The following is a 22,875-nucleotide window of genomic DNA, read 5'->3' on the forward strand; positions in this document are numbered from 1 at the left end:
CTCAGGACCAGCCCCAGAACTGCAACCACCAGCCGAAACCTACCAGGCCGGTGGCGAGTAACAGGCAAGTGCTGCCAACGCAGCGACGAACCTGGGAAAGGCCTTCGCGGTCCAACCGTTTCCATCCCAGCAGCAGGCTCCAGCCCATCGCGGCCATTAACAAACAAGCCCTGGCCGGTTGTACCCATTCCAGCAGCAGACCTTCATAGCGCAGCAATTTCACCGTTGTGGCCGACAGCCCGAGAAACAATCCCGCACCACCCAGGGGCGTGAGTGTCAGCGCCAGGGGCCAATACAGTGCAGGATCTTGCGCCAGTCGAGCCGTCAGGTGCAGAAGGATCATCAGCGCCGTGCCCAACACCATCGAGCTCAAACTCAGATAAACGACGATGCTGAAACCGTCGAGCCAACTGAAGCTGTCGTTGAGCTGCGGGTAATGAGTGAGCAACCACCAGGGCGCGTTGTCCTGCAGAGCCCAGAGTTGGTCGTGCTCGACCAGCCATTGGGCGAGGGTTTGTTTGAGGGCAACGAACCATGGGCTGACCGTCCACTGAAAGGCGCCCATGGCCAGGCCGATCACGCCGAACAGCAGTAGGCGCGCGTCCCACGGCGAAAGCGTCTGCGCCGTTGCGTGAAGAATCTCTTGGTTGCTGGAGCGGGCGATCAGCTGAACGGCGCCGCGTTGTCCGCTGCAACGTCCGCAGGCGTGGCAGTCACTGGCGCCTTGCATACGACGGATATCGAGCAAGGGCGCGCAGTTGGGCGGCGGCAGGCGGGGCGCGGCATTGTCCATCCAGCGTTGTTCGTCGACCTGAAAATGCACGGGAGCCAGACGGGCGAGCAGGGCGAAGACGCCGCTGACCGGGCACAGGTAACGGCACCAGACGCGCTTGCCCCGGGCGAACAGCAGCCCGACGACGACTGCGGCGACAGTCGAACCGCCCAGGATCAACAGCGCCGCCTGGGCGTAGTCATAGACGCTGATCAACTGGCCGTAGAGGGTCGTCAGGCAGAACGCCAGGGTTGGCCAGCCGCCCCAACGCAACCAGCGCGGCACACCCAAACCTTTGCCGTAATGGCTGGCCCATTCGCTGAGTGAACCTTCCGGACAGAGAACGCCACACCAGAGTCGGCCGAACAGCACGATCGACAGCAGCACGAACGGCCACCAAACGCCCCAGAACAAAAACTGCGCGAGCAGGGTCAGGTTATCGAGCAGCCGTGCCTGGCTGTCCGGCAGCGGCAACACCGCCGGGATCACCAACAGCAACGCGTAGAACAACACAACGACCCACTGCACGGCACGAATCACGGGCGCATGACGACGCATGCCGTCGCCCAGGCGCTGGAGTAAACGATTGCGGCGACTCAGCTCAGGCATGGGACTTTTTCCGCAGCACGTTGACGCAGCCAACCGCCGACGGCCAGCCAATAACCGGCCAGCACCAGTAACGTCATGCCGCTGGGCGTCGCACGATAACCGGCAAAACCCGCGAGAAAACCGCCCAGTCCATGGCTGTCGCTGAGCAATGCGCTGCTGTCCCAAAGCGCATCGCCAACGAGGCTGTACATCACCTCCGGTAAATCCATGGCAAGTAATTGACCGCCGATTCGCTCGGTGCCGCTGACCAGCAATGCCGCGCCGAGTACCAGCAAAACAGCTTCGCTGATGGCAAAGAATCGCTGCCACGAAATGAACTGGCGACTGCTGTGCAGCAGGGTAATAGTCAGCGCCGACAGCACCAGCCCCATTGCGCCGCCGATGGCAAACAAACCGAGCTGCGGACCTCGCAACTGAGCACCGGCGCCATAGAGAAAGACCACCGTTTCACTGCCTTCGCGGCTGACGGCGAGCATGGCCAGCAGTAACAGACCTGCGCCACCTTGCCGGGCCAGGTGGCTATCGGCGTGTCGTTGCAAATCGTGCTTGAGCGTGCGCCCGTGACGGTGCATCCAGCCAACCATTTGCACGATCAGCAGGCTGGCCACCAGCGCGAGTGCGGCCTGGAACCATTCACTGGCGGAGCCGCTCATGGCCTCACCGGCAAACAGAATCAACACCGCCAGCAGGCCCGAAAGCATCAATCCCAGCACAACACCGGCCCACAAGTACTTCGCCAGTCGATCACCCTGATGCTGCTGGCTGACCCAGGCCTGGAGAATGCCGATCACCAGCAGCGCCTCGACGCTTTCGCGCCAGACAATGAACATTGATTGATTCATGAAAACTCCGTGTTTGAACGGGTTATTTCGCGAGGATGCCGCCCTCGGGCAGTTGTGGATTGAACTCGTCGAAGAAGGGGTAGTGGCCAGGTCTGAGGGGATGAATCACTACGAAAGTCGTCACGCCCGGCGACAGTACTTTTTCAACCCGCAATGGTGTGCTCTCGAACTCTGCTGGCCCTTGACCGATATTTTTAAGGATGATCTTGAAGCGCTGTCCGGCCGGCACCTCCAACAGGGCGGGAGTGAAGTGACCATCGCGCAGGTCGAGTTCATAGCTCGGTAATTCGGCATAAGCCGTGAACGGCGCAACTGCTCCGGCAAGCATCAGCCATGCCTTGCGCAGGCGCTTCATTCAATAGCCGCCTTTTTTACCGATGCCGGCGTAGATGAATTCGTAGTGCAATTCGCAGCGTTCAAACCAGGGAGCCACACCGGTTTCCTTATCGGTATGGCGGCCAAGGGACCCATGACCGTCGGGTGGCAGGACGGTGAAAGTCAGCTGATATTTGCCTGGACCGAGCAGCTTTACATTGTCGCCATAGTGCGGGCCGTCATTGGCGACCATGGCATGGAAATCGCCTTTGAGTTCGTTCTCGTTGCCCTGTTTTTTCAGGTTGAACGAGACATTGAGGTAAGGCACGAAACTGCCTTCCTGAAAGCCCTGTCGATTGTCCGCCGTGGCACGAATGTCGGCTTCCAGATGTACATCGGAATCCGCGGTGGCCCGCATCATTCCGGCAGGCGCCATCTCGATCGGCTGCAAATACACCGCCCCGACTTCCAGCCCTGGACACAACTGGGGTTCCCCGATCGGGTATTCCTTGGCCTGAGCCAACGGTGTGAGCAAGAGCAGGGCGAGTGACAGCGAAAAGGTCGTACGCATGATGTCTTCCTGGGCACAAACGAGTAGGAACCCGAGTGTAGGAAGCTTTCCTGCGAATAATAATGATTGTTATCAAGTTTTCAGCGATTAAGGCATTCGATTTCAGTCCTTGATCCGTATCAAGAGCGTTCTTGCGCAGGCGATGTAGGTTGGAGGCTCATCCTAGAGGCGAACCGGGGAGCGACATGGCCAAGAACTTTCCCATCAGCCCCAAACATCCCGAGCGCATTTGCTGGGGCTGCGACAGATACTGTCCAGCCAATTCCCTGGCGTGCGGCAATGGCTCCGACAGGACAATGCATCCAGCCGAAATGATCGGAGACGATTGGTATCTGCATGGCGACTGGGGCATTGAACCTTTGATCGCGGTCGAAGACGTAACGGACGATCCCGGTCTGAAGGGCTGAGCAACCCCTTTAAACATAGAAACCACCGGACGGAATTTTTTTTGAAATCAAGGGGTTGCCAGCCTCGGGAAATCAGTACATAATTCACGCCATCGAAAGCACTGACCGCTGAAAAAGCTCAATGTTTTCAAGGAGTTAGATCACGAATCTTACTCCAAGTTTGTACGCGTTTGGTGTTGTGCTACATGACATCAGATGTTTGAGGCCGAGTAGCAAAATGGTTATGCAGTGGATTGCAAATCCACCTACGCCGGTTCGATTCCGACCTCGGCCTCCACTTTAAACAAGCTCCGTAGATCTATGATTTACGGAGCTTTTTTATTTGCGCTGTCCTGCAAGATTTAGTCTTGAAAAGGTCAGTCGCAAACTTGCTTCGACGGGGCGGGATGTATATATTTCCCCCTCTGCTGCACAGGCGTCAGAACTGCCAGATCGTTATTTGACAGTCTTCAGACTGCTTCACCGCGCTACCGCCCGAATGGCGAAACTGGTAGACGCATGGGACTTAAAATCCCCCGCTCGTAAGGGCGTGCCGGTTCGATTCCGGCTTCGGGCACCATCTTGCATTCCACTGAGCGCTTTTGAGTTCTTTGGAAGCCTTGAAAAACCTGCCTTCTGGCGGGTTTTTTCGTTTTAGCATTCCGTCGGATTCTCGTCCATTCTTCTCTAATCCAGTCATTTAGAGGGTAGAGTTAGGGGTAGTCTTTGGTTCGATTAAGGATGATACCCTTATGTCGCGCACAACTGCTCCGCTTACCGACGCTGCTTGCCGTTTAGCAAGGCCAACGGACCGTCCCTACAAGCTTTTCGACGGCGACGGTCTCTATCTCCTAATTCAACCCAATGGTCGTAAAGGCTGGCGTCTCAGGTATGTAAAGCCTGACGGCCGGGAGGGGTTGACCTCCCTCGGCAGCTATCCCGTGATTGGCCTGGCCGAAGCTCGCCAGAAGCGTTTAGATGCGAAGCGGATGCTCGCAGACGGCATTGATCCCGTCGAGAACAAGCGTAAAGCCAAAACGGAAGATGCTGTTAACGGCCGTACTTTTAAAAGCGTTGCGTTGGACTGGCACAAGAACATGTCGGCCAGATGGACACCCGACCATTCCAAAAATGTGTTCAACCGTCTGAATAACTATGTGTTCCCGTTTATCGGTGCTCGCGCGATTGCTGATCTCGATACTTATGATCTGATGCAACCTTTGGAGGCGATCAGAAAACGTGGAACGATTGACGTCGCCTTAAGGGTACAAAGATACCTGCAAAGTATTATGCGTGAGGCAAAACGCCTTCGTCTTATTCCGATAAACCCTGCGTACGATCTTCAGGGCTTGATCAAAGCGCCGCGAGTCTCCCATCGGCCTGCATTGCCCCTGTCACGCCTGCCTGAATTGCTGGCACGAATCTATGCCTACAAGGGCCGAGAGCTGACCCGGCTAACGCTCATGCTCTCGCTGCACGTGTTTGTTCGCTCGAGTGAGTTACGTTTCGCTCGTTGGTGTGAGTTCGACCTTAAGCGTTGCGTATGGGAGATCCCGGATACTCGGCCGGAGCTGGAGGACGTACGCCATTCAACACGGGGGACGAAAATGGCGGGCGATGTTCATCTGGTGCCTTTATCGCCGCAAGTTGTGGCCGTGCTTGAACAGATCCACACCCTCACTGGCACATTCGACCTGGTGTTTGCCGGTGATGCTAGGGCCTGGAAGCCGATGTCAGAAAACACCGTGAACAAAGCGTTGCGCACCATGGGATACGACACGAAGACAGACATTTGTGGTCACGGATTCCGCTCAATGGCCTGTAGTGCACTGATCGAGTCAGGTCTGTGGTCTGAGACGGCCATCGAAAGGCAAATGAGTCATAGAGAACGCAACAGCGTTCGAGCTGCCTACATTCACAAGGCAGAGTTCATTGAGGAGCGTCGGTTGATCATGAACTGGTGGAGCCGGTACCTTACGGCGAATCTTCAGGAGCATGTCACGCCTCATGAGTTTGCGAATCTGGCCGGCGAGAATGTCACTCGATTGGCGACAAAAAGATCGTTCGCCAATTGATTCCCTCACTTCGGATAATTTCGACGTGACCAAGCGGATCGTGTGTAGTGCCCTGGGCTCAAACTGAGGCGTTAACTTCGAGCGGTGACGATGGATGTTACCGCTACACTTGAGTGCTTCTGATGGGAGTTCGTTGTTTTTCGAGTTGCCGCTGGAGGGCAGGAGTTCTCGCGCCATATGAGGCACCGGAAGACACTCGAAAAATGACGGTCAACATCTGATTTCTACGGGCTAATGATCGCGATACGCTGCCCTTGAGTCGGATTTTTTATTGCGCAGAAGAACACCATTTGGCAAGACCTCTCAACTACGAAGGAAAAATGACGCGCTTGAGTTGAATGCGCCACCATCCAGCCCTGCCGCCGGTACTGCCGATTGTCTCTGTAAGTCCAGCTATGGCTCTTGCTCCGCGTACAAAGCGCTGCGAGTCTAGAGTCTGTTATTTACAGTCAAACTCTTGCTCTCCAAAAAACATTTTGACTTGGCTCTAGGACGGTGCTTCTAGGCTTAGAAAAACCAACTATGCCCCCAGTTTTGCCCCCATTCGCATGCGATCCACGAACAATTGCGAGTGCGCGCCCTGGCGGTGATGCAATGGGGGATTTGATGGCTTTCAGTGTGTCTCTCCACTATGAGGATGAGTAGCGGCTAATCGCTTTCGTTGAGCTTGCAAGGTGTCTAGATAAGCCGGGGCGATTCAGAAGGATTGCAAAGCTAAACACGGTTCCACCACCGTTGAGTCCTGGCTCACCAAGTGACTAAGGTTTGAGTACAAAAAGGGCCCCATGGAGCCCTTTTCATTTGTGCGTTACTGGAGTGTTAGTTCCAGCAGTCATCCCGCTGAGCCCGTGACGCTTGGGTATCGAACTGGAGTGTCCCGCGCTAGCCGGCGTTCCTTTAAGGCGCAGGGTAATGTTAAGCAACGGTCTACAACTCAGCTACCATACTGTTCGTGGCTACGTTCAATTTTCCATCGGACACACAGCGCCAAAGAAATGAAGCATGCGCCAACCCAACCTATGGCGTTAACGCCTACGCGATCTATCACCAATCCAGTAATGACTGCACCAATGCCGATGCCTAGATTTATCATTGATACGTTTATGGCGTTGATCAACTGACCAGCGTTCCCAGCCCTTTTTAGCACGTCTATTCCGATAAGCAGGCTGACACCAGCGTGGCTGCTGGCAACGATGATGACGGCGAGTGGTACAGCCCATTTGAGATTGCCAAACACTGACAGGGCGCACATGCCCACGGCCATGGTCACCAAGACCCGTCTGAACAGTGGCCCAAGATCGTCCTTCACACGTTTGGATAGGATCAAATTGCTCACAATGTCTGCGACGCCGTAGAGACATAGGATCAGTGTGACGTTCATCTCACCGAGGCCGGTCTCCTTTTCCAGGAAGGTAGCCAAGAAGTTGAATATCGAGGCAACGCCAGCAAACATTAAGCATGAACTGACCAAGGTCATTGATACGTCCGGCTTGAAGGCTACACGCAGGGCGTCGCGCAGGTTTTCTTTCTGCCGCGATTCTTCAGTAGGCCTCACCCAAATCCACACAGTTAACAAAGCCACACTGCTCAGCGCTGTCATCATCCACATTGCCATCCGCCAATTGGTGGCGTCTGCGATGAGCTTGCCGACCGGGACGCCTACGACCGATGCGATCGAGATTCCTACCAAGACTCTACCAATCGCCATGCTTTCATTGCGGCCTTGCGACAGTGACTTCGCGGCCAGAGCGGCGTTTGTCCAGAAAACAGCAACACCGATTCCTCCTAGTACGCGACCAATGAGGATGATGTAGTAGTCGCTAAAGACTGCGGAAATCCCGTTTCCGAGAACAAGTACCACGCACGCGGCGATGAGAAGGGATCGTTTCGAGGCCCGGTGTGTTAGAACACCAATGATTGGCGCGCTGATGCCCATGCCTAAAGCAAAAGCTGTCACCAGCCCACTCGCCGCGCCAATAGTGATGGCCAGCGATGTTGCAATTTCAGGTAGTAAACCTGCGACGATAAATTCAGAGGAGAGCATTACAAATGCAGTGAAGGTCAGCGCATAGACCCTTGGGTTGATCGTGCTGCGGTCTGTTGTCATCGGAAAAACCATCTTCTGAGTTCAGTGGACACGGCCTGCCAAGAAGGGGCGTTTGGTGAAATTTTCTCGGGTTGGGCAGGGCGCTTACTCAGGCTCTCTGAATCGCCTGATGAAGCTTTTATAGAAGCAGGATGAGCAAAACCGCGACAGCCACAAAGCTATCGCGGTTGTTCTGCGTTTTAGCGGTTAGCGTCGGCCAAGCCAGCCTCGATGAAGCGAACGGAACTCTCCATAGCCTGCTGACCTTCTGGCAGCATGGTGGCGTAGAAGTGCCAGGCGTGGAACATAGCAGGCCATACTTCCAGGTTCACGCGAACTCGGTTATCAGCCAGGTGAGTTGCAAGGCGCATTGCATCACTCAACATCAGCTCGTTCTCGCCGATCTGCACCAAGATTGGTGGAAGACCGGTGACGTCCGCGAACACAGGTGAGGCCAGAGGATGATTGGCCAATGTGTCGCCTAGGAATGCTCTGGCGAGGATGTCCAAGACAGGCTTGGAGTTCAGAGGATCCAGACCTTCACGGTTGCTCATGGAAGCACCGGTGTGTTCAAGGTTCGCCCATGGTGAGATGGAGGAGCCAACCGCAGGCAATGGAAGCCCTTTCGATTTAGCCGCGACCATGACGCTGACAACCATTGCGCCGCCAGCCGACTCGCCAGAGAACGCAATTTTGTTAGCCGGGATTTTCTGCTCAAGCAACCATTCGTAAGCGCGTAACGTGTCGTCGATAGATGCTGGAAACTTGTGCTCAGGAGCGAGGCGGTAGTCCGGCATGTACACACGAGCACCGAGCATTTTCGCGTAGTTGCCGCCGATACCGTGGTAGCCGTCTGGACGTCCTACAATGTAGGCGCCGCCGTGGATGTACATCACGACCGCGTCGGTTTTGATCTCGTCCGGAGTAACCAGTGTGCCGGGTACGCCACCCATGTCGACTGCTTCGAATTTAACGCCAGCTGGCGCTGGATTTTGCGCGAGCATTTTTGCGTAAGAGTCGCGGATGTCGCTCATTTTTGTGGTGGTATCGATTCCCTTAAGAACGGGTACCAGATCGCTAAGGCTATTGGCCCAGGTTTGGACGGCTGCTTGGACTTTAGTGTTCATAATGACCTCAATTGATCGTTGGGAGTGGATTAGCTAATTGAGATACTATGCTTAGTATTGGGGAATAGGGTTCCCCATAACAGGTGCTAAGCCGCCCGAACGTTGAGACCACCGAGGCCGTATGGAACTCCATAACCTGAATGACATTGCCGCGTTTGTGAGCTCGGTAAACGCTGGAAGCTTCACTGCGGCGGCAAAACAGCTTGGCCTTACGCGCTCTGCAGTGGGGAAGTCGATAGTCAGGCTTGAGGCTCGTTTACAGGTACGTTTACTGAATCGCACTACGCGAAGTTTAAGCATGACGGATGACGGCCAGGTTCTGTATGAGCGCTGTGTGGGCGTTCTTCAGGATCTGGACGACGTGGAGGATGCCCTTGCGTTTCGTCGTTCGACACCCAGTGGGCGACTGCGGATGAGTCTGCCGGTTGCGCTGGGCAGACTTCATGTCCTTCAGCACATTGAGTGCTGCCTTAAAGATTGGCCCTCCCTGAGCGTGGATATCACCTTTTCTGACAGGCTGGTCGATCTGATCGATGAGGGATTTGATTTGGCCATGCGCATCGGGCCACCGAAGGAAGATTCTCGGTTGTTAACGCGCACTGTGGCCTACCAACAAATGATTACCTGCGCTTCCCCCAAATATTTGGCTGAGCATGCCGAGCCTAAAACGCCGGAGGATTTATCCGAGCACCAGTGCCTGCATTTCGTGAGCGGTGGGAGATTGCTTCCTTGGAATTTTCGCGTGAATGGTAGCTCTGTGTCCGTTACTCATGGTGGAAGGCTACAGATGGACAGTGCTGAGTCATTACACCAGTCAGCTGTAGCTGGCCTGGGCATCGCGACTCTTCCTTCCTACGTGGTGAACGACGATTTGAGGAGCGGCAAGCTTGTTCAATTGCTCGCTGGGTATGCAGAGGCCGCAGAGCCTATTCGGGTGATCTACCCTAGCAAGCGGCACCTATCTCCAAAAATTCGACTCTTCATCGATAAGCTCGTGGAGGCTTGGTCACCATGCCCACCATGGGAGCAGCATTCTGCGGAAGGCATTCACTCTGCCTGACCCGTGAGCGAGGCCCGCTCGTCTAGTCGATACCTAGCCTATGCATCGCGTATTCATCTCACTTGAGCATCGACTCCCAGGCGTGGGCACTGCGCCCGTGTTCCGTGCATCTGCCGAAGGAGCCAGTGTCTCAGAGGCTTAGTGCGCCGGTGTTTTTCACATCCTCAATATGATTGGCGCAGATGCTCATGACTGCGTTTCGTAGGAGCTACTGGCGCTCCTTGCGGGGGAAGTGACCGTGCAGACAGCTTGACAGCGGTCAAATATCCGAATAAAAATGAAGCGCTTCATAAATATCTCTTTCGAGAATAAATACAAAAAATAGAGTCGTGAAAAGATCATGGATTTTGTTGGCTTATGACCGCAGGCTATGAGAATGAAACGATTCATATTTGCCGTTTTCCTAGGCAAGTCTGGAGATCATAATGATCACTGCATCATTAGCCTTCGCTCGGTCAACGACGCAGGCTGCCCTCGCCACTCTCTTACCTAAAGTCACAGACCGCTCCGGCACGGGGGCACTGGCTTCGCCACGCAAATCTCCTAAAACCACCCGCCTACATGAGTCCGAAATTTTCGGTCAGCCAGCGCGGCATCGGACGCGTTTGAGCATCACCGCCTCTTGTTTCTGTTTTTTTAGCGCGGGGAATTTGGCATGACGAATCTTCGACATTCAGGACGCACAGTTCTCATTACCGGGGCAGGAGGGGGGATCGGTGCCTCAATTGCCCGGCTGTACTGCGAGGAGGGCGCGCGGGTTGCCTTGGTAGATTTCGACGAACAGTCAGTTTCCGAGCTTTCCCGGCAACTCATTGCTGCCGGACATTTGGTGGCTTGGGCTAAAGCTGACGTATCAGATTTCGCGCAATGCAGTCGAGCCTGTCTTGAGCTTAGTGAGCAGCTCGGCCCGATCGACACCTTGATCAACAATGCAGGCGTGTCACCCAAACATCAGGGCGCACCCGCACCGATTTGGGAAATGGATCCTCTGGAATGGGAAAGGGTCGTCGGCATCAACCTCACTGGCTCGTTCAACCTGGTTAGGGCCATCGCGCCGGGAATGGTTGAGCGCGGCTTTGGAAGAATCGTGAACATGTCTTCCGTCGCCGGCAGCGCCTATTTGCCTATTGTCGCGGCGCATTACAGCGCTACTAAAGCCGCGATTATCGGTTTTACCCGTCACCTGGCAGGTGAGCTCGGGCCCTATGGCATTACTGCAAACGCACTGGCTCCGGGACGCATCGAAACGCCGCTTCTTAAAACCGTTTCTGCGCAAGCGAACCAGGCAGTCGTTGATGAGACTCCGTTGGGCCGTCTTGGAACGCCACTTGAGGTAGCTAAAGCAGCATGCTTTTTGACTTCAAACGACAGCGACTTCATCACGGGCCAAGTTGTGGATGTGGCGGGTGGCTGGTTGATGCGCTGATCCATCCGGGCTCGTATTCAACGTAACGATTTATCTCACAGTTTTTCAGCAGCGGGTGGTGGCATGGTTCGAACAATGGGTTTTCCTGGCCGATACGAGCAAGGGCCAGACGCGCTAAAGCAGCTTGGCAGAATCCTTTCCGATATGGGGCAATCGCGCCCTTTGGTCTTGTGCGACGAGTTCGTCTCGAGGCATCTGTGGCCTGAGGTAGGGAATGCATTGTCAGAGCATGGCTTCGAGGCGAACAGTATCGTTTTTCCTGGTGAATGCACTAAAGCGGCAATTGCGTCTCTCTGTGAGCGATCAGCAGATTACAGGCCAGACACCATCATCGCTTTGGGCGGGGGTAAGACAATTGACACGGCTAAAGGGATGGCTGCTCAGCTTAACGTCCCCATCGTCGTATGCCCGACCATTGCTTCCAGCGACGCCCCAACCAGCCGTTTGATTGTGCTTTACGACGAGGCGCACAAGGTCGTTGGTGTCGAGTACCTGAACATGAACCCCTCTGCAGTAGTCGTGGACACCGAAGTGATTGTCCGTGCGCCTGCAAGGTTTTTCGCCGCAGGCATCGGCGACGCCATCAGTAAAAAGTTTGAGGCGCAACAATGTCAGTCTGCCGGAGGCAATAACTCATTTGGTACTCCAGCGTTGAACACTGCATTGCTGCTAACAGAGGCTGTGTTTAAGACGCTTATGACCTACGGGTACAGCGCTTACCAAGCAGTAGGCCGGCACGAGGTTAATGATGATGTCGAGCGGGTTGTTGAAGGAACCGTCCTTATCAGTGGCGTTGGGTTCGAGAGTGGCGGCTTGTCGCTAGCTCATGCGCTTGTGCGAGGTCTTACGGCAATTCCTGCGATTACTTCCATGCTGCATGGTGAGCTTGTCGCATTCGGGACGCTGGTGCAGATGTCCGTCGAAGAGCGCCCAGACTCAGAGATCCTAGAGGTCGCTCAGCTTCTGAATGATGTGAATCTGCCCGTCACCCTCGACGGCCTTGGCCAGACGTCTGCGTTTACCTCTGAGGAACTGGACATTGTCGTCCAGGCAACACTGGGTGCGGTGTACGCAAAAAATATGGCGCCAGCCCTTACGGCTGAACGACTCGTCCGAGGACTCGCTCGTGCTGACGAGCTGGGACAACGATTCGAACGTTTCAACTAACCGCTAAATGCAGCACAGCTAATCCAAGAATAAAAGAGGCTCAGAAAATGACAGACAAGACCGTTCCGCATATTCATGACTTGCTCAAAGACTCCCCTAAGAACTGGGGTAAGTGGGGCCCGGATGATGAGGTAGGCTCACTCAACTACCTTACAGGTATCGAAGTTCTCCAAGGGGTCAAAGAGGTCAAGCAAGGCAAGACATTTACTTTGCAGGTGCGGATGGCAGATCCTGCTGGTGACCCGGTCTGGCCTGGTCGCTCCCAGTCAAAACGCATGAATATCATGGATCGTGGTCACTACAACTGTGGCAAAGGCCCACATTTTCCGGGCTCTTACGAGTTCGCCGACGACGTGATGTTTTTTCATCTTCAAGGGTCAACTCAGTACGACGCCCTTGGGCATGTCTGGTACGACGATCAGATTTGGAATGGCTACAGCGCCGATACCACTATCGGTTCCCTGGCCAAGGCGAGCGTTGCTCCATTGGGTGAAAAAGGCATTGTTGGCCGAGGCATCCTGATCGACATAGCGCGCCACCGTGGTAAAGACGTGCTGGATGCAGGTGAAACGTTCAACCATGAGGATTTAATGGCTGCGGCCCGCGCTCAAGGCGTCTCTATCAACAAGCGTGACATTCTCATCATCCGCACTGGATGGATTGGCTCGTTTTATAAACGCGACCCGGAAGAGTTCTACAAAGACTTTATCGAGCCAGGCCTGACCTACAGCCCTGAGTTGGTGAAGTGGTTTCAGGAGATGGAAATTCCGAACATTGTCACCGACACCATCGCTAACGAAGTCACCGTCGATCCCGTGTCAGGGGTTGCGTTGCCGTTGCACAACGCACTCATGAGGAACTTAGGCATCACTCTCACTGAGATCGCTCAGCTTGATCCTCTCGCTGAGGACTGCGCTGAGGACGGTCAGTGGACGTTTCTCTATACCGCAGCCCCTCTAAAGGTCGTTGGCGGAACCGGAGCTCCTGTGAATCCGATCGTCATTAAATAAGTGTTTTTGCCTGGGGGCAGCAGAAACGCCGCTCTCAGGTTTTTCCCTCCAATTAACGGCTCCCGAACGGCAGGCTGTTGGCTTATCATCCTCTGCGCAAATCGAGGGCGTTCTTCTGATCGTCCTGTCTCCGCGCTACGATCGAGGATGCTGAATCTCCAATGAAAAAAATCGAGAAACCGAAGCTCAAGGACGTGGCTGAATTGGCGGGCGTCTCGATGGGGAGTGCTTCAAGAGCATTGGCTGTCCCGCACTTAGTGAAACCTGCCACGCTGGCCAAAGTACAAGCAGCTGTTCAAGAGCTCGGGTACCTGCGAGACGGGGCCGCGCGTGCTTTGGCATCCAGGCGTACGCACAGCATCGGAGCCGTTTTTCCTACTTTTAACAACCCAGCGTTCGCTGAAGCTGTCCAGGCCCTTCAGTTAAGGCTAACGGAGCTTGGGTATCACCTGATCATTTCTTCCCATGAATACGACCAGGCGCAAGAACTGGTAAACGTAAGGAACATGATTGAGCGGGGCGTCGAAGGCCTACTGTTGGTGGGTACTGAACATAGTCCTGAAATTTATGAAGCACTAACTGCCGCCCAATGCCCATTCATTCTCATGTGGTCCCTTGATGGTGCTCACGACCATCACTGCGTGGGGTTCAGCAATGAGGAGGGTGGTCGATTGATAGCCAGGCACTTGCTTAGCCTTGGTCATCAAAGTATCGCCATGATCAGTGGCGTTGTTTCTAACAACGAACGGGCAAAATACCGTCTGAAAGGAATCACCGCTCAGCTACTCGAGTCAGGGATAGAGCTTTCAAGTGAACGGATTATTGAGCAGCCATTCACGATTGAGGGAGGGCGCGCCGGGCTGCGGATTGCTATGGAGCTTAACCCCAAGCCTACAGCCATTGTCTGCAGCACTGACCTCACCTGTATCGGAGCGTTGGCGGAAGCGCGCTCCAATGGGATCGACGTCCCCAAAGAACTATCAGTCAGCGGGTTCGATGATATCGAGTTCGCGGCTGCCTACGTACCAGCCCTGACGACCGTCAGGGTGCCGACTTCGAAAATTGGTATCAGCAGCGCCAACAACATCGTTGCGCTGATCGAGGGACGCCCACTTGCACGCCGCGAGCGCATACAAATCGAACTCGTCGTCCGAGATAGTACGGCGCCACGGCCTTAGAGCGTTTTCAGGAAGGGACTAAACTCTTGGTGCTTCATTGGCATTGAACCAGCCTGGGCGGTACTCGCTCCAGGTCAGTTGCCAGAATCCTTCATGCTTGCGACGAAGCCGCATCCGGTAATGCGCGCCATAGAGAGGCGTGCCATCTTGCGCGTGTGAGTTTCCCGGAATGATTCTGCCGACAATCATTTCCGCTATACCCTTTTCCTCGTCGGACTTGATCTCCAGCACCTCCGCGAAATGCTGCATCCACGGCCAGGGCCGACGAAACTCTTTGAAGGAGCCGATGATCGCGTGGCGCCCTTCAATAAGGCCCATCGGTTGAAAATCACCAGCGGCGTCGTTGGTAAAGCAATGAGCAAGCTGCTGCATGTCAGCCTGATCCAGCGCCCATGAGTAACGAGCGTAGGTTTCAGCAATACACTCCGCACTGGTCACCGAAGCCGTTGAGTCAGGGAAAGCAAGCCATGGCGAATTCAGCTCGCTAACGATGGTCGGGGCTGGGTCGCCAATCCTCCATCCGTCGTCACCTGGTGGAAGCTGCCAGTGAATTGCAAGCGAGTAGTCCCCGGTTACCCAATTTAAGGCAATCAGCACGCTGTCGAGGCGCCAGGTGCCTGCTGTCTTTTTCAGAGAGCCTGTGACAGTCATACCAAATCCGAGCGTGGCCGACTTTGTGGCTTTGCTGATATGGCCATAGGCGTAGAGACTGAAAGTGGCGTCGGTTTCTCCACCACCCACATAGTGATTGGTTGCCTTCACTGAAAAGCCATCAGCCTTGGCACGGTCTTGCTGGAAAGCTCTGACAATCTTGCGTCCACCCTCATGAGCGGACATGTGGCTTGTCACCAACTGGCAATTCTCAGTGAACATATCCCCAGCAGAGTCCCAATTACCGCTCTCCCAGGCTTTCAGAAAGGTGGCTATAACGCCCTTGATGGCGGTGCGATCACTTGAGCCGGTCACTGGGTCACCTGCGAGGCAGGTTGGCCTATGGGAAAGTGTGGCAGGACATACTCAGCCATCTCCTCCAGGACATCTGCTGCTGGTCGCTGCAGAGGTTTGATATTCAGTGCCACGTGTGAAACGCCCTCATCCTGTTGCCGTTTCCAGAGCTCCACGAGAGCATTACGCCCGATCCTTATTCCGTTGTAGCCGCGTTCCAGCGGTGTGTTCGGATCCTTCGCCAGATCGAAAAATGTCGCGTAGCCGTATGGTTTTGCATTGCCGGTCTGGCTGGCAGAACGGAACTCGCGGATGAGGCCGGGCAAACGATTGAAGTCGCTCAGATGCCAAATCCAGGCATCGGCATTATTGGCTATCCACTCAAGCGTCTGACGGGCCCGGCCCACGACAATCATGGGGAGTCGAGGGCCAACTGGCTTGGGTACCATGTCTAGCAAGCCTTCCAGCTGGCCGAAAAGTTTGGTTGAGACGCTTGGGAAGCTGTTTTCAGTGACTGTCTTAATCAGCTCAAAGCCTTCCCGGTATCGTTCTTCTCTCGCTTCGAAATCAATCCCGAATGCTGGATATTCAATTGGGCGATCTCCGCTGGATAGCCCTAGCAAGAAACGACCGCCGGTTAGCTGGTCGACCGAAACGGACTGCTTAGCGACGATCAGTGGTTCACGTAACGGAAGAACGATGCCCGTTGTGCCCAAGGCAATGTTTTTGGTAACAGCAGCCAGGTATCCCAGATATACAAACGGGTCGATCATTTGACCAGTATCACCAAAGCTCGGGTCATAGAAGGGCACATCTCTCATCCACAGACTTGCGAATCCAGCCTCGTCCGCGATGCGAGCAAGGCGTTGATGATCCTGCAGCGTGGGAAACGGTGAATTCGGATAGCCCTCCAAGGGCATGATGTATCCGAAGGTGAGGCCTTCGGGCTGAAACACTCGCGAATAGGCCGGATGAGCTGCAAGCTCGGGACTGAGCTCAAGGGAAGGGCTGAGAGAAGTCATTGCTAAACCTCATTATTTCAAGCCGATTACTACTGTGTAAGCGGCTTTCAGATGAACAGGTCTGCATGGTAGTGAAGGTATTGGGGAAAATGTGTCCCCTCTGATGGGGCGCGATCCACTGGTGGCCGCTATCCACTCAATGAAAAATCTGCGGGGTCAATCGCTTGAACTCGTCCGCAGTAGGCGCCTTAGATGAGTCGCGGCCTTCAACGGGATGAGTCTTACGCGCTGTGACGAGTGGTCACAGATGGTGTGAATTTCTGAGTATTCTCCTGTGCGAGAGCATCACCTACTCTCACTCAGCGATTGAAATCCTGGCTCGCTCGCCAGTCACACGTTGAGAGAAATTATAATGAATACGCCCGTTAAACCTGATGAACTTGCCATTCCTTATGCTTTGCCGCAGGTGCCTTTCATGTCTCCAGACATGGTGCATCCAGGCGTTATGACCACTTGGCTCGAAGACGATAATCTCTGGGTGCCGGTCACCAAATCAGTATCTTTCAAACCACTGCTGCTGAGCGTTAGCGGTGGGTACTACATCAACTTGCTCCGAGTTCGGCAGAGCGGGGTTTTGTCTCGTCACCGCCACTCAGGTGCAGTACATGCGATCGTGTTGAAGGGGCGTTGGTACTACCTCGAACACGATTGGGTTGCTGATGAAGGCTCCTTTGCATTCGAGCCGCCAGGGGAGACTCACACTCTGTTCGTCCCTGAAGATGTCGAAGAAATGATTACTTGGTTCCACGTTCAGGGTGGCTACACTTACGTCGACCCACAGGGTGTCGCGGTTGGCTATGAAGACGTTTTCACCAAGCTGGAAGCTGCCCGCAGCCATTACAAAAATTTGGGCTTGCCGGACGATTATATCGAGCAGTTCATTCGCTGATTCTGGTTCAAAAAAGAACGCGCTACGGCGCGTTTTTTTTGTGTAGATAAACAGGTAGATTCAGTCGCTTAAGGAGCGTACCGAAATGGATCAATACTCTCAAATGCTAGCCTTCATCTGGTCAACAGAGTGCGGAAGTTTTTCTGCTGCCGCCAGGGCGCATGAGATGACTCCGTCGGCCATCAGTAAATTGATAGCACGGCTAGAGGATCGGCTTCGGGTTCGACTTTTTCAGAGGGGGTCCCGAGTCCTCACTCTGACGGAGGAGGGGGCGGCTTATCTGCGCAGTGCGAAAGCTGTGGTTGAGGCGATGAGTGAAGCTGACTCTCTGGCAGAAGGGCTTCCTTCAAGGGTCAGTGGCACGCTTCGCATCCACACGATGACCTCTTTTGCGAAGCAGCAGATCGTGCCTTGGTTGCCGGAATTCCTCGACACCTATCCCGGTCTTGATGTCGAGATTCAGTTAGGCGCTCAGTTCGTTGACCAGTTCGAACAAGGATTGGACATAGCCATCCATAGCGGGATTCTTCCGAGCTCTTCCAGAATCGCAAAGAAGATAGGCGAATGTGAATGGTTGCTGTGTGCTTCACCTGACTACCTGGAAAAGTATGGAATACCGCAGCAGCCACAAGATCTGATGAATCATCGATGCTTTAATTTCAGTTTTGCCAGCCCTTGGAACAAATGGGCCTTTATCCAAGATGGCCTAGGTGTGACGACCCCTGTGAAGCCTCGAGGATCGTTTACCCAGGGTGAGCTGCTGAGAGATATGGCCAAATCAGGTGCGGGTATAGTCCGCCTTGCGGATTTCCACATTGGAAAAGACATTCAGGACGGATCGCTGGTGCTCCTGCTTGACGAGTACAAAGCGGAGATCCTGGAGCCTATTTACCTGCTTTATTCAGACCGTAAGCATTTGAGTCCTCGCATCCGGGTGTTCATCGAGTTTTTTCAGGAAAAATGGATTGCTCATCCATGGAAAATCGTGAGAGGACTGCCCGGAGCGGTTTGATAGCCACTACGGCTCGGCGCTTACTTTCACTCTACCTCCGCGCAAGCGTGCAACTTTGGCTCCTGCACAAGGGAGCCAATACTCCACCACTCTGATAATTTTCCCTCTTGCTCTGTGCCCAACAGAGCTCTCAAAAAATTGAGACCTGTTCCCCAGTAATTACTTAGTCAAATGCTTCGCTGGCACCTCTCTCATTTTGTGCCACTGACCTGTTCCTGGCGGTCACAGCAGGTGTGCTTTGCCAGCTATATTCAGCCCTGAAATTGAGCCATAACCTCTGTCCATGGTGAGCAGTACGACAAGTGCTGGATCACCTCGGATGTTGAGGCGTATGTGTGCAAAACACCGATCCTCAGCCGGAGAATAAAAATAAATACCCGGAGATATCCCCATGGGATTTGCTCAAGACAAAATCGAAGCATTACCTGCGGTCAATCGTGTGCCAAAAGGTGCAGGTGCAGCCTCCTGGGGTGCGATGGCTCTTTTGTGGCTCGTGTATGCCATGGATGCCAACTCCCGCCAGATGTTCTTTATGGTATTGCCCTCCATCACCAGCGAGTTCAAGACAAGCGCTGAGCTGACTGGACTGCTTGCCGCGTTCATCACGATCGCTACATCTTTGATAGCCGTGCCTTGCATGATTTGGGCTGATAAAGGCGGTCAGGGATGGATGCGAAAATACCGCCATCTGCCAATCGTGATTGCTTACACGCTATTCACCTTTCTGACCGGCCTCAATTTCTTGACAGGCTCGCTTGGAGTGCTTGTTGCGCTGCAAGTGATGTCACACGCATTTGGCGGTGCTGGCGAAGCCATCGAAGTCACTTCCTTGTCTGAGTGGTGGTCGAAGGAGCGCCGTGGTTTCGCCCTGGGACTTCATCACACCGGATACCCTTGGGGCACATTGATCGGTGGCTTGGCGATCAGTGCTCTACTCCACGCTTACGGCCCGGAAAATTGGCGCTTGGCATTCCTGCTATTCCCTGTACCGATGATCATCATCTTTTCGGTCTACTGGTGGTTCAGTACGAAGAAGCGTTACGAGTCCTTTGTTGAACACGCTCAAGCCGTGGGTGAGACCCCTCCATCAATGGAAGCGGTACAGGGAGTGGTTGAGGTGCCCAAAGGCGCGTTCAAGTCGGCAATGAAAAATCCGAACATCTCCGCTATCGCTCTTATCTCGATGTTCGCGATCGTTGGCTACTTCGGCATCAGCTTCTGGCTACCTCAGTATCTGGCCTTTGTTGCCCATTACAACTTCGCAGAGGCAGCTGCTTACTCGGTGCTCTTCACGATCACCGGTGGTATCGGCCAGATCGTTTGGGGATGGGTTTCAGACCGTGCAGGCCGAAAACTTTGCCTCGTGCTTGTTTTCGCATGGCTTGCGGTGGGCATGTACCTCTTCAAATACTCATCCGTCAGCCTGACTTGGCTTATCGCGATTCAGTTGTTTGCCGGGTTCGCGATGAACGCGCCCTACACGTTGCTGTATGCCATTGCGTTTGATTCTGCGAAGCAAGGCACGACTGGCCTGGCAGGCTCAATCGTCAACGTCGGTATTTACGCCGGTGGCTTTGGGCCATTCGTGATCGGGATGTTCATCGGCGCAGGTGGTGGCTTTGAGCAGGCTGCTGGTTACAACTACGCGCTCTACTTTATCTCAGGCCTGATGGTGCTGGCGGCCATCATCACCATTTTCTTCACACGTGAAACTACCGGCTGGTTCCTTAAGTACGACAAGGCGCTGGTCTCGAAGCACTCTTGCAACATGGGTTCATAACAAACCTATTGCACCTGCAATTACAAGAAAATCCCCTTGGGGATAGCTAAAGCTAGGAGAAAGTCATGACCCTTATTAATGATGCCAAATGGTTGAGCCAATTCGCTGACGAGTTAAACGGTGATGCTGATTGGACTGCCGCTGCTCGCTATTTCGATGGACGCATTCAATTCAAGCACAGCAAAGGCTTCTCAACGCTTGCGGTTCTCGCCGGTAAGGTCGTTGCGGTTTACCCGGAAGGAAGCCCCTTGGGTGCGGATATCATCGTGTCTGGTGCTGATGATGAGTGGCAGCGCGTTCTTGACGGAAAGATCGACTGGTTTGAAGCGTTGTCCCCAGGGTTGGGCAAACTTGAGCTTGAGGGCAACGTAGTCGCCGCATGGCAGTACGTTGATGTGATGGCCCGCGCGTTTGACGCAATGAAGCGTGTAGGGAAAGCTAATAATAACCCACCAGTCTCTTACTCTCCCGGGCCTAAGCCGTCAGGGAAAGAGACGGTAGGACGGTACATTACCGTTGATGGAATTCGCGTTTATTACGAAGAATCAGGGGAGGGACGTCCACTCGTTTGCTTCCACGCGGCATCACAAGATTCTCTGATGTACAGGCACGTACTGGACGGTCTCTCAGATGAGTTCCGCGTCATCGCAATTGACGCCCCCGGGCACAGCAAATCAGAGCTACCCGAATCAGGCCCATTCCACAGCCTCACTCGCCATGCGGAGTTCAATGAGCACCTTATGGAGGCCTTGGGACTTGAGAAACCCGCCATCATGGGATGCTCGATGGGTGGCAATCTGGTGCTGGAATTGGGGGCACGTCGGCCCGATGCGTACAGCGCGATCATTTCAGCCGAGGGGGCAGATTTTACCCCGACGGTTTCCGAGTTCTTCCTCGATATGTTGCTCATGAATGGGCCAGAGATCATCGGTGCCTGGTCTCGTTCGATGACGGGCAATCGCACTCCACCTGATCGTGCGAGGGAGGTGGTGTGGCAGATCTCGCGCACCACGCCGCAGGTGATGAAAGGTGACCTCACAGGCTATGCGAACTTTGATCAGCGGCAACAAGTTGGAAAAATCAAAGCGCCTGTTTTACTTCTGCGCGGTGACGCGGATTGGTTGGTGTACCAAGAGAAGGTTGAGGAGACAGCATCTCGCATTCCCGGCAGTAAGATCGCCGTGCTCGCAGGTACTGGCCACTATCCAATGACTGAGAACCCATTGGAGTTCTGTGACACGGTACGCGCTTTCCTTCGTGAAGCGGGTCACTGCCACGCAGTCTGAAAGATCTGATTGAGGAGCCCGCTCGTCAGGCGGGCTTTTCTGCGTTTATTTAACGCGAAGGCTCAATCCCGAAAAAGCCTTTTCTATTCCCGCACAAAAAACCTGAAGCGCGCCAACCCACTGAGGCTCAGGCCTTTGCAGGTGCAATCTCGACCCTCGAATCCCTTCCATAGCCGATCGTCAGACAATCAGAATTATTTACTTGTGATCTGTGATCACAGTGGATAGCATCTGTCTCAGAGCGAACATCCGAGCGTCAGCATGGTTCACCAACCGCTCAAACGATTACTCCTAAACATAAATACAAAATTTGGAGAACATCATGCGAAGTACAACTCCATCTGCGACAGAGCGTGGCCCCATTGCAATCGTTGGCGCGGGCCTGATTGGGAGAGCTTGGGCGATTGTTTTTGCTCGGGCAGGACATCCGGTGCGTTTACACGATATGGATCTGCAGACAATGCAGAACAGCCATGCCTACATCGAAGCGAGGCTTAATGAGCTCGCAGAATTCGATCTTCTTAATGACGCCCCCCTCACCGTACTGGCACGCATTACTTGCGTTCCCGACTTGGCTGATGCGCTACGTGATGTAGTGCTCGTACAGGAAAATGTTCGGGAAACGGTAGAGGCGAAAATCGATATCTTCAGTCGAATGGATGCGTTGGCGCCCAAGGACGCGATTCTTGCCAGTTCAACTTCATGGTTACCGGCCTCCGAGTTCACTAAAGATCTACCAGGTCGGGGGCGCTGCGTAGTTGCACACCCTACCAACCCACCTTACTTAGTTCCTCTTGTGGAGCTTTGCCCTGCGCCGTGGACAGAATCTGAAGTGATGATTCGAGCGCATGAGATCTACACCGCAGCAGGGCAGAGCCCTGTTGTTCTATCCCGAGAGATCCACGGCTTCTTGTTGAACCGAGTCCAAGCAGCAGTTCTCAACGAATGCTTCAAATTGCATGAGGAAGGCTTTGCTAGCTCTGAGGATATTGATCGGGTACTCAAAGATGGACTCGCCCTTCGCTGGTCATTTATGGGCCCCTTCGAAACCATCGATCTCAACGCCCCTGCCGGCGTATCTGACTATGCCAAACGCTATGGTCAGCAAAATCGCGAAACGATCAATTCCGAAAATGCTTTTGATTGGTCGGAATCAGCAGTCGCCCGAGTACATGACGAGCGCCGCCAAAAACTTGAACTCGAAGGAATTGCGTTGCGATCCGCCTGGCGTGACCGCCGCCTTATGGCTCTCTCTGCGCACAAGCGTCAAGCACCAAATTCCTGACGGCATCACTTCATCCTGAACACCAAAATAAA

20 protein-coding genes and 2 tRNA genes are annotated in these 22,875 nt (G+C 54.2%); 14 read left to right on the top strand and 8 right to left on the bottom strand.

What is annotated here, in order from left to right:
* Window position 1 precedes the first annotated feature (1 nt).
* The 4 genes from CKW16_RS15370 to CKW16_RS15385 are packed head-to-tail and all read right to left on the bottom strand — an operon-like array spanning window position 2 to window position 3,109.
* Window positions 2–1,381, bottom strand: a complete 1,380-nt coding sequence (locus CKW16_RS15370) for a 4Fe-4S binding protein (RefSeq protein ID WP_095129115.1) — start codon at window positions 1,379–1,381, stop codon at window positions 2–4.
* A complete protein-coding gene (locus tag CKW16_RS15375) occupies window positions 1,369–2,223 on the bottom strand; it encodes an FTR1 family protein (protein ID WP_095129116.1) in 855 nt (284 codons plus the stop codon). Before CKW16_RS15375 ends, CKW16_RS15370 begins: the two co-directional genes overlap by 13 nt.
* 22 nt (window positions 2,224–2,245) lie before the next feature.
* Window positions 2,246–2,578, bottom strand: coding sequence for a cupredoxin domain-containing protein (locus CKW16_RS15380; RefSeq protein ID WP_095129117.1), 333 nt, complete (start codon window positions 2,576–2,578; stop codon window positions 2,246–2,248).
* Window positions 2,579–3,109 carry an iron transporter gene (locus CKW16_RS15385; protein WP_095129118.1) on the bottom strand — a complete coding sequence of 177 codons (531 nt, stop codon included), beginning with the start codon at window positions 3,107–3,109 and terminating at the stop codon, window positions 2,579–2,581.
* A gap of 185 nt (window positions 3,110–3,294) precedes the next feature.
* Here CKW16_RS15385 and CKW16_RS15390 point away from each other — a divergent pair, with 185 nt between their 5' ends.
* The 4 genes from CKW16_RS15390 (at window position 3,295) to CKW16_RS15405 (ending at window position 5,570) form a co-directional block, all read left to right on the top strand.
* Entirely contained in the window at window positions 3,295–3,516 is a 222-nt protein-coding gene (locus CKW16_RS15390; protein WP_033055179.1) for a DUF3079 domain-containing protein, read from the top strand.
* A 203-nt stretch (window positions 3,517–3,719) separates the two neighbouring features.
* Window positions 3,720–3,793 (top strand) — tRNA-Cys (locus tag CKW16_RS15395).
* A 195-nt stretch (window positions 3,794–3,988) separates the two neighbouring features.
* Window positions 3,989–4,075: transfer RNA gene (locus CKW16_RS15400), tRNA-Leu, on the top strand.
* A gap of 172 nt (window positions 4,076–4,247) precedes the next feature.
* Entirely contained in the window at window positions 4,248–5,570 is a 1,323-nt protein-coding gene (locus CKW16_RS15405; RefSeq protein ID WP_095129119.1) for an integrase arm-type DNA-binding domain-containing protein, read from the top strand.
* A 934-nt stretch (window positions 5,571–6,504) separates the two neighbouring features.
* On the opposite strand, the gene CKW16_RS15410 is transcribed toward CKW16_RS15405, so the two are convergent.
* Both CKW16_RS15410 and CKW16_RS15415 read right to left on the bottom strand, forming a co-directional pair.
* Window positions 6,505–7,689, bottom strand: a complete 1,185-nt coding sequence (locus tag CKW16_RS15410; protein WP_256580490.1) for an MFS transporter — start codon at window positions 7,687–7,689, stop codon at window positions 6,505–6,507.
* A gap of 167 nt (window positions 7,690–7,856) precedes the next feature.
* Window positions 7,857–8,783, bottom strand: a complete 927-nt coding sequence (locus CKW16_RS15415) for an alpha/beta hydrolase (protein ID WP_027620514.1) — start codon at window positions 8,781–8,783, stop codon at window positions 7,857–7,859.
* Window positions 8,784–8,904: 121 nt separating this feature from the next.
* On the opposite strand from CKW16_RS15415, the gene CKW16_RS15420 reads away from it, so the two are divergent.
* The 5 genes from CKW16_RS15420 to CKW16_RS15445 all read left to right on the top strand — a co-directional run bounded on the left by CKW16_RS15420 (window position 8,905) and on the right by CKW16_RS15445 (window position 14,624).
* The gene (locus CKW16_RS15420) at window positions 8,905–9,843 is read left to right on the top strand and encodes a LysR family transcriptional regulator (protein WP_027620513.1); all 939 of its coding nucleotides are present in this window, start codon (window positions 8,905–8,907) and stop codon (window positions 9,841–9,843) included.
* A 655-nt stretch (window positions 9,844–10,498) separates the two neighbouring features.
* Window positions 10,499–11,269 (top strand): SDR family NAD(P)-dependent oxidoreductase, encoded by a 771-nt coding sequence (locus CKW16_RS15430; protein WP_095129121.1) that lies wholly within the window; start codon window positions 10,499–10,501, stop codon window positions 11,267–11,269.
* Between the two features lie 75 nt (window positions 11,270–11,344).
* Complete coding sequence (locus CKW16_RS15435; protein WP_256580491.1) at window positions 11,345–12,436, top strand: glycerol dehydrogenase; 1,092 nt, start codon at window positions 11,345–11,347, stop codon at window positions 12,434–12,436.
* Window positions 12,437–12,483: 47 nt separating this feature from the next.
* Window positions 12,484–13,446, top strand: a complete 963-nt coding sequence (locus CKW16_RS15440; protein WP_027620510.1) for a cyclase family protein — start codon at window positions 12,484–12,486, stop codon at window positions 13,444–13,446.
* A 161-nt stretch (window positions 13,447–13,607) separates the two neighbouring features.
* Window positions 13,608–14,624, top strand: a complete 1,017-nt coding sequence (locus CKW16_RS15445) for a substrate-binding domain-containing protein (protein WP_095129123.1) — start codon at window positions 13,608–13,610, stop codon at window positions 14,622–14,624.
* An 18-nt stretch (window positions 14,625–14,642) separates the two neighbouring features.
* On the opposite strand, the gene CKW16_RS15450 is transcribed toward CKW16_RS15445, so the two are convergent.
* Window positions 14,643–15,590: a nuclear transport factor 2 family protein gene (locus tag CKW16_RS15450; RefSeq protein ID WP_095129124.1), complete on the bottom strand. Its 948-nt coding sequence runs from the start codon at window positions 15,588–15,590 to the stop codon at window positions 14,643–14,645.
* Window positions 15,587–16,591: an LLM class oxidoreductase gene (locus CKW16_RS15455; protein ID WP_027620508.1), complete on the bottom strand. Its 1,005-nt coding sequence runs from the start codon at window positions 16,589–16,591 to the stop codon at window positions 15,587–15,589. Before CKW16_RS15455 ends, CKW16_RS15450 begins: the two co-directional genes overlap by 4 nt.
* Window positions 16,592–16,943: 352 nt before the next feature.
* Here CKW16_RS15455 and CKW16_RS15460 point away from each other — a divergent pair, with 352 nt between their 5' ends.
* The 5 genes from CKW16_RS15460 (at window position 16,944) to CKW16_RS15480 (ending at window position 22,843) form a co-directional block, all read left to right on the top strand.
* Window positions 16,944–17,480, top strand: a complete 537-nt coding sequence (locus tag CKW16_RS15460; RefSeq protein WP_007913179.1) for a 2,4'-dihydroxyacetophenone dioxygenase family protein — start codon at window positions 16,944–16,946, stop codon at window positions 17,478–17,480.
* An 85-nt stretch (window positions 17,481–17,565) separates the two neighbouring features.
* Window positions 17,566–18,492, top strand: a complete 927-nt coding sequence (locus CKW16_RS15465) for a LysR family transcriptional regulator (protein ID WP_095129125.1) — start codon at window positions 17,566–17,568, stop codon at window positions 18,490–18,492.
* Window positions 18,493–18,883: 391 nt separating this feature from the next.
* Window positions 18,884–20,272 carry an MFS transporter gene (locus CKW16_RS15470; protein WP_095129126.1) on the top strand — a complete coding sequence of 463 codons (1,389 nt, stop codon included), beginning with the start codon at window positions 18,884–18,886 and terminating at the stop codon, window positions 20,270–20,272.
* A 65-nt stretch (window positions 20,273–20,337) separates the two neighbouring features.
* Window positions 20,338–21,558, top strand: a complete 1,221-nt coding sequence (locus CKW16_RS15475; RefSeq protein ID WP_095129127.1) for an alpha/beta fold hydrolase — start codon at window positions 20,338–20,340, stop codon at window positions 21,556–21,558.
* A gap of 322 nt (window positions 21,559–21,880) precedes the next feature.
* On the top strand, window positions 21,881–22,843 hold the full coding sequence (locus tag CKW16_RS15480; protein ID WP_095129128.1) for a 3-hydroxyacyl-CoA dehydrogenase: 963 nt from the start codon (window positions 21,881–21,883) through the stop codon (window positions 22,841–22,843).
* Window positions 22,844–22,875: the final 32 nt, after the last annotated feature.

Origin of the sequence: Pseudomonas sp. Irchel s3h14 (assembly GCF_900187425.1) — a bacterium.
Classification (GTDB): domain Bacteria; phylum Pseudomonadota; class Gammaproteobacteria; order Pseudomonadales; family Pseudomonadaceae; genus Aquipseudomonas.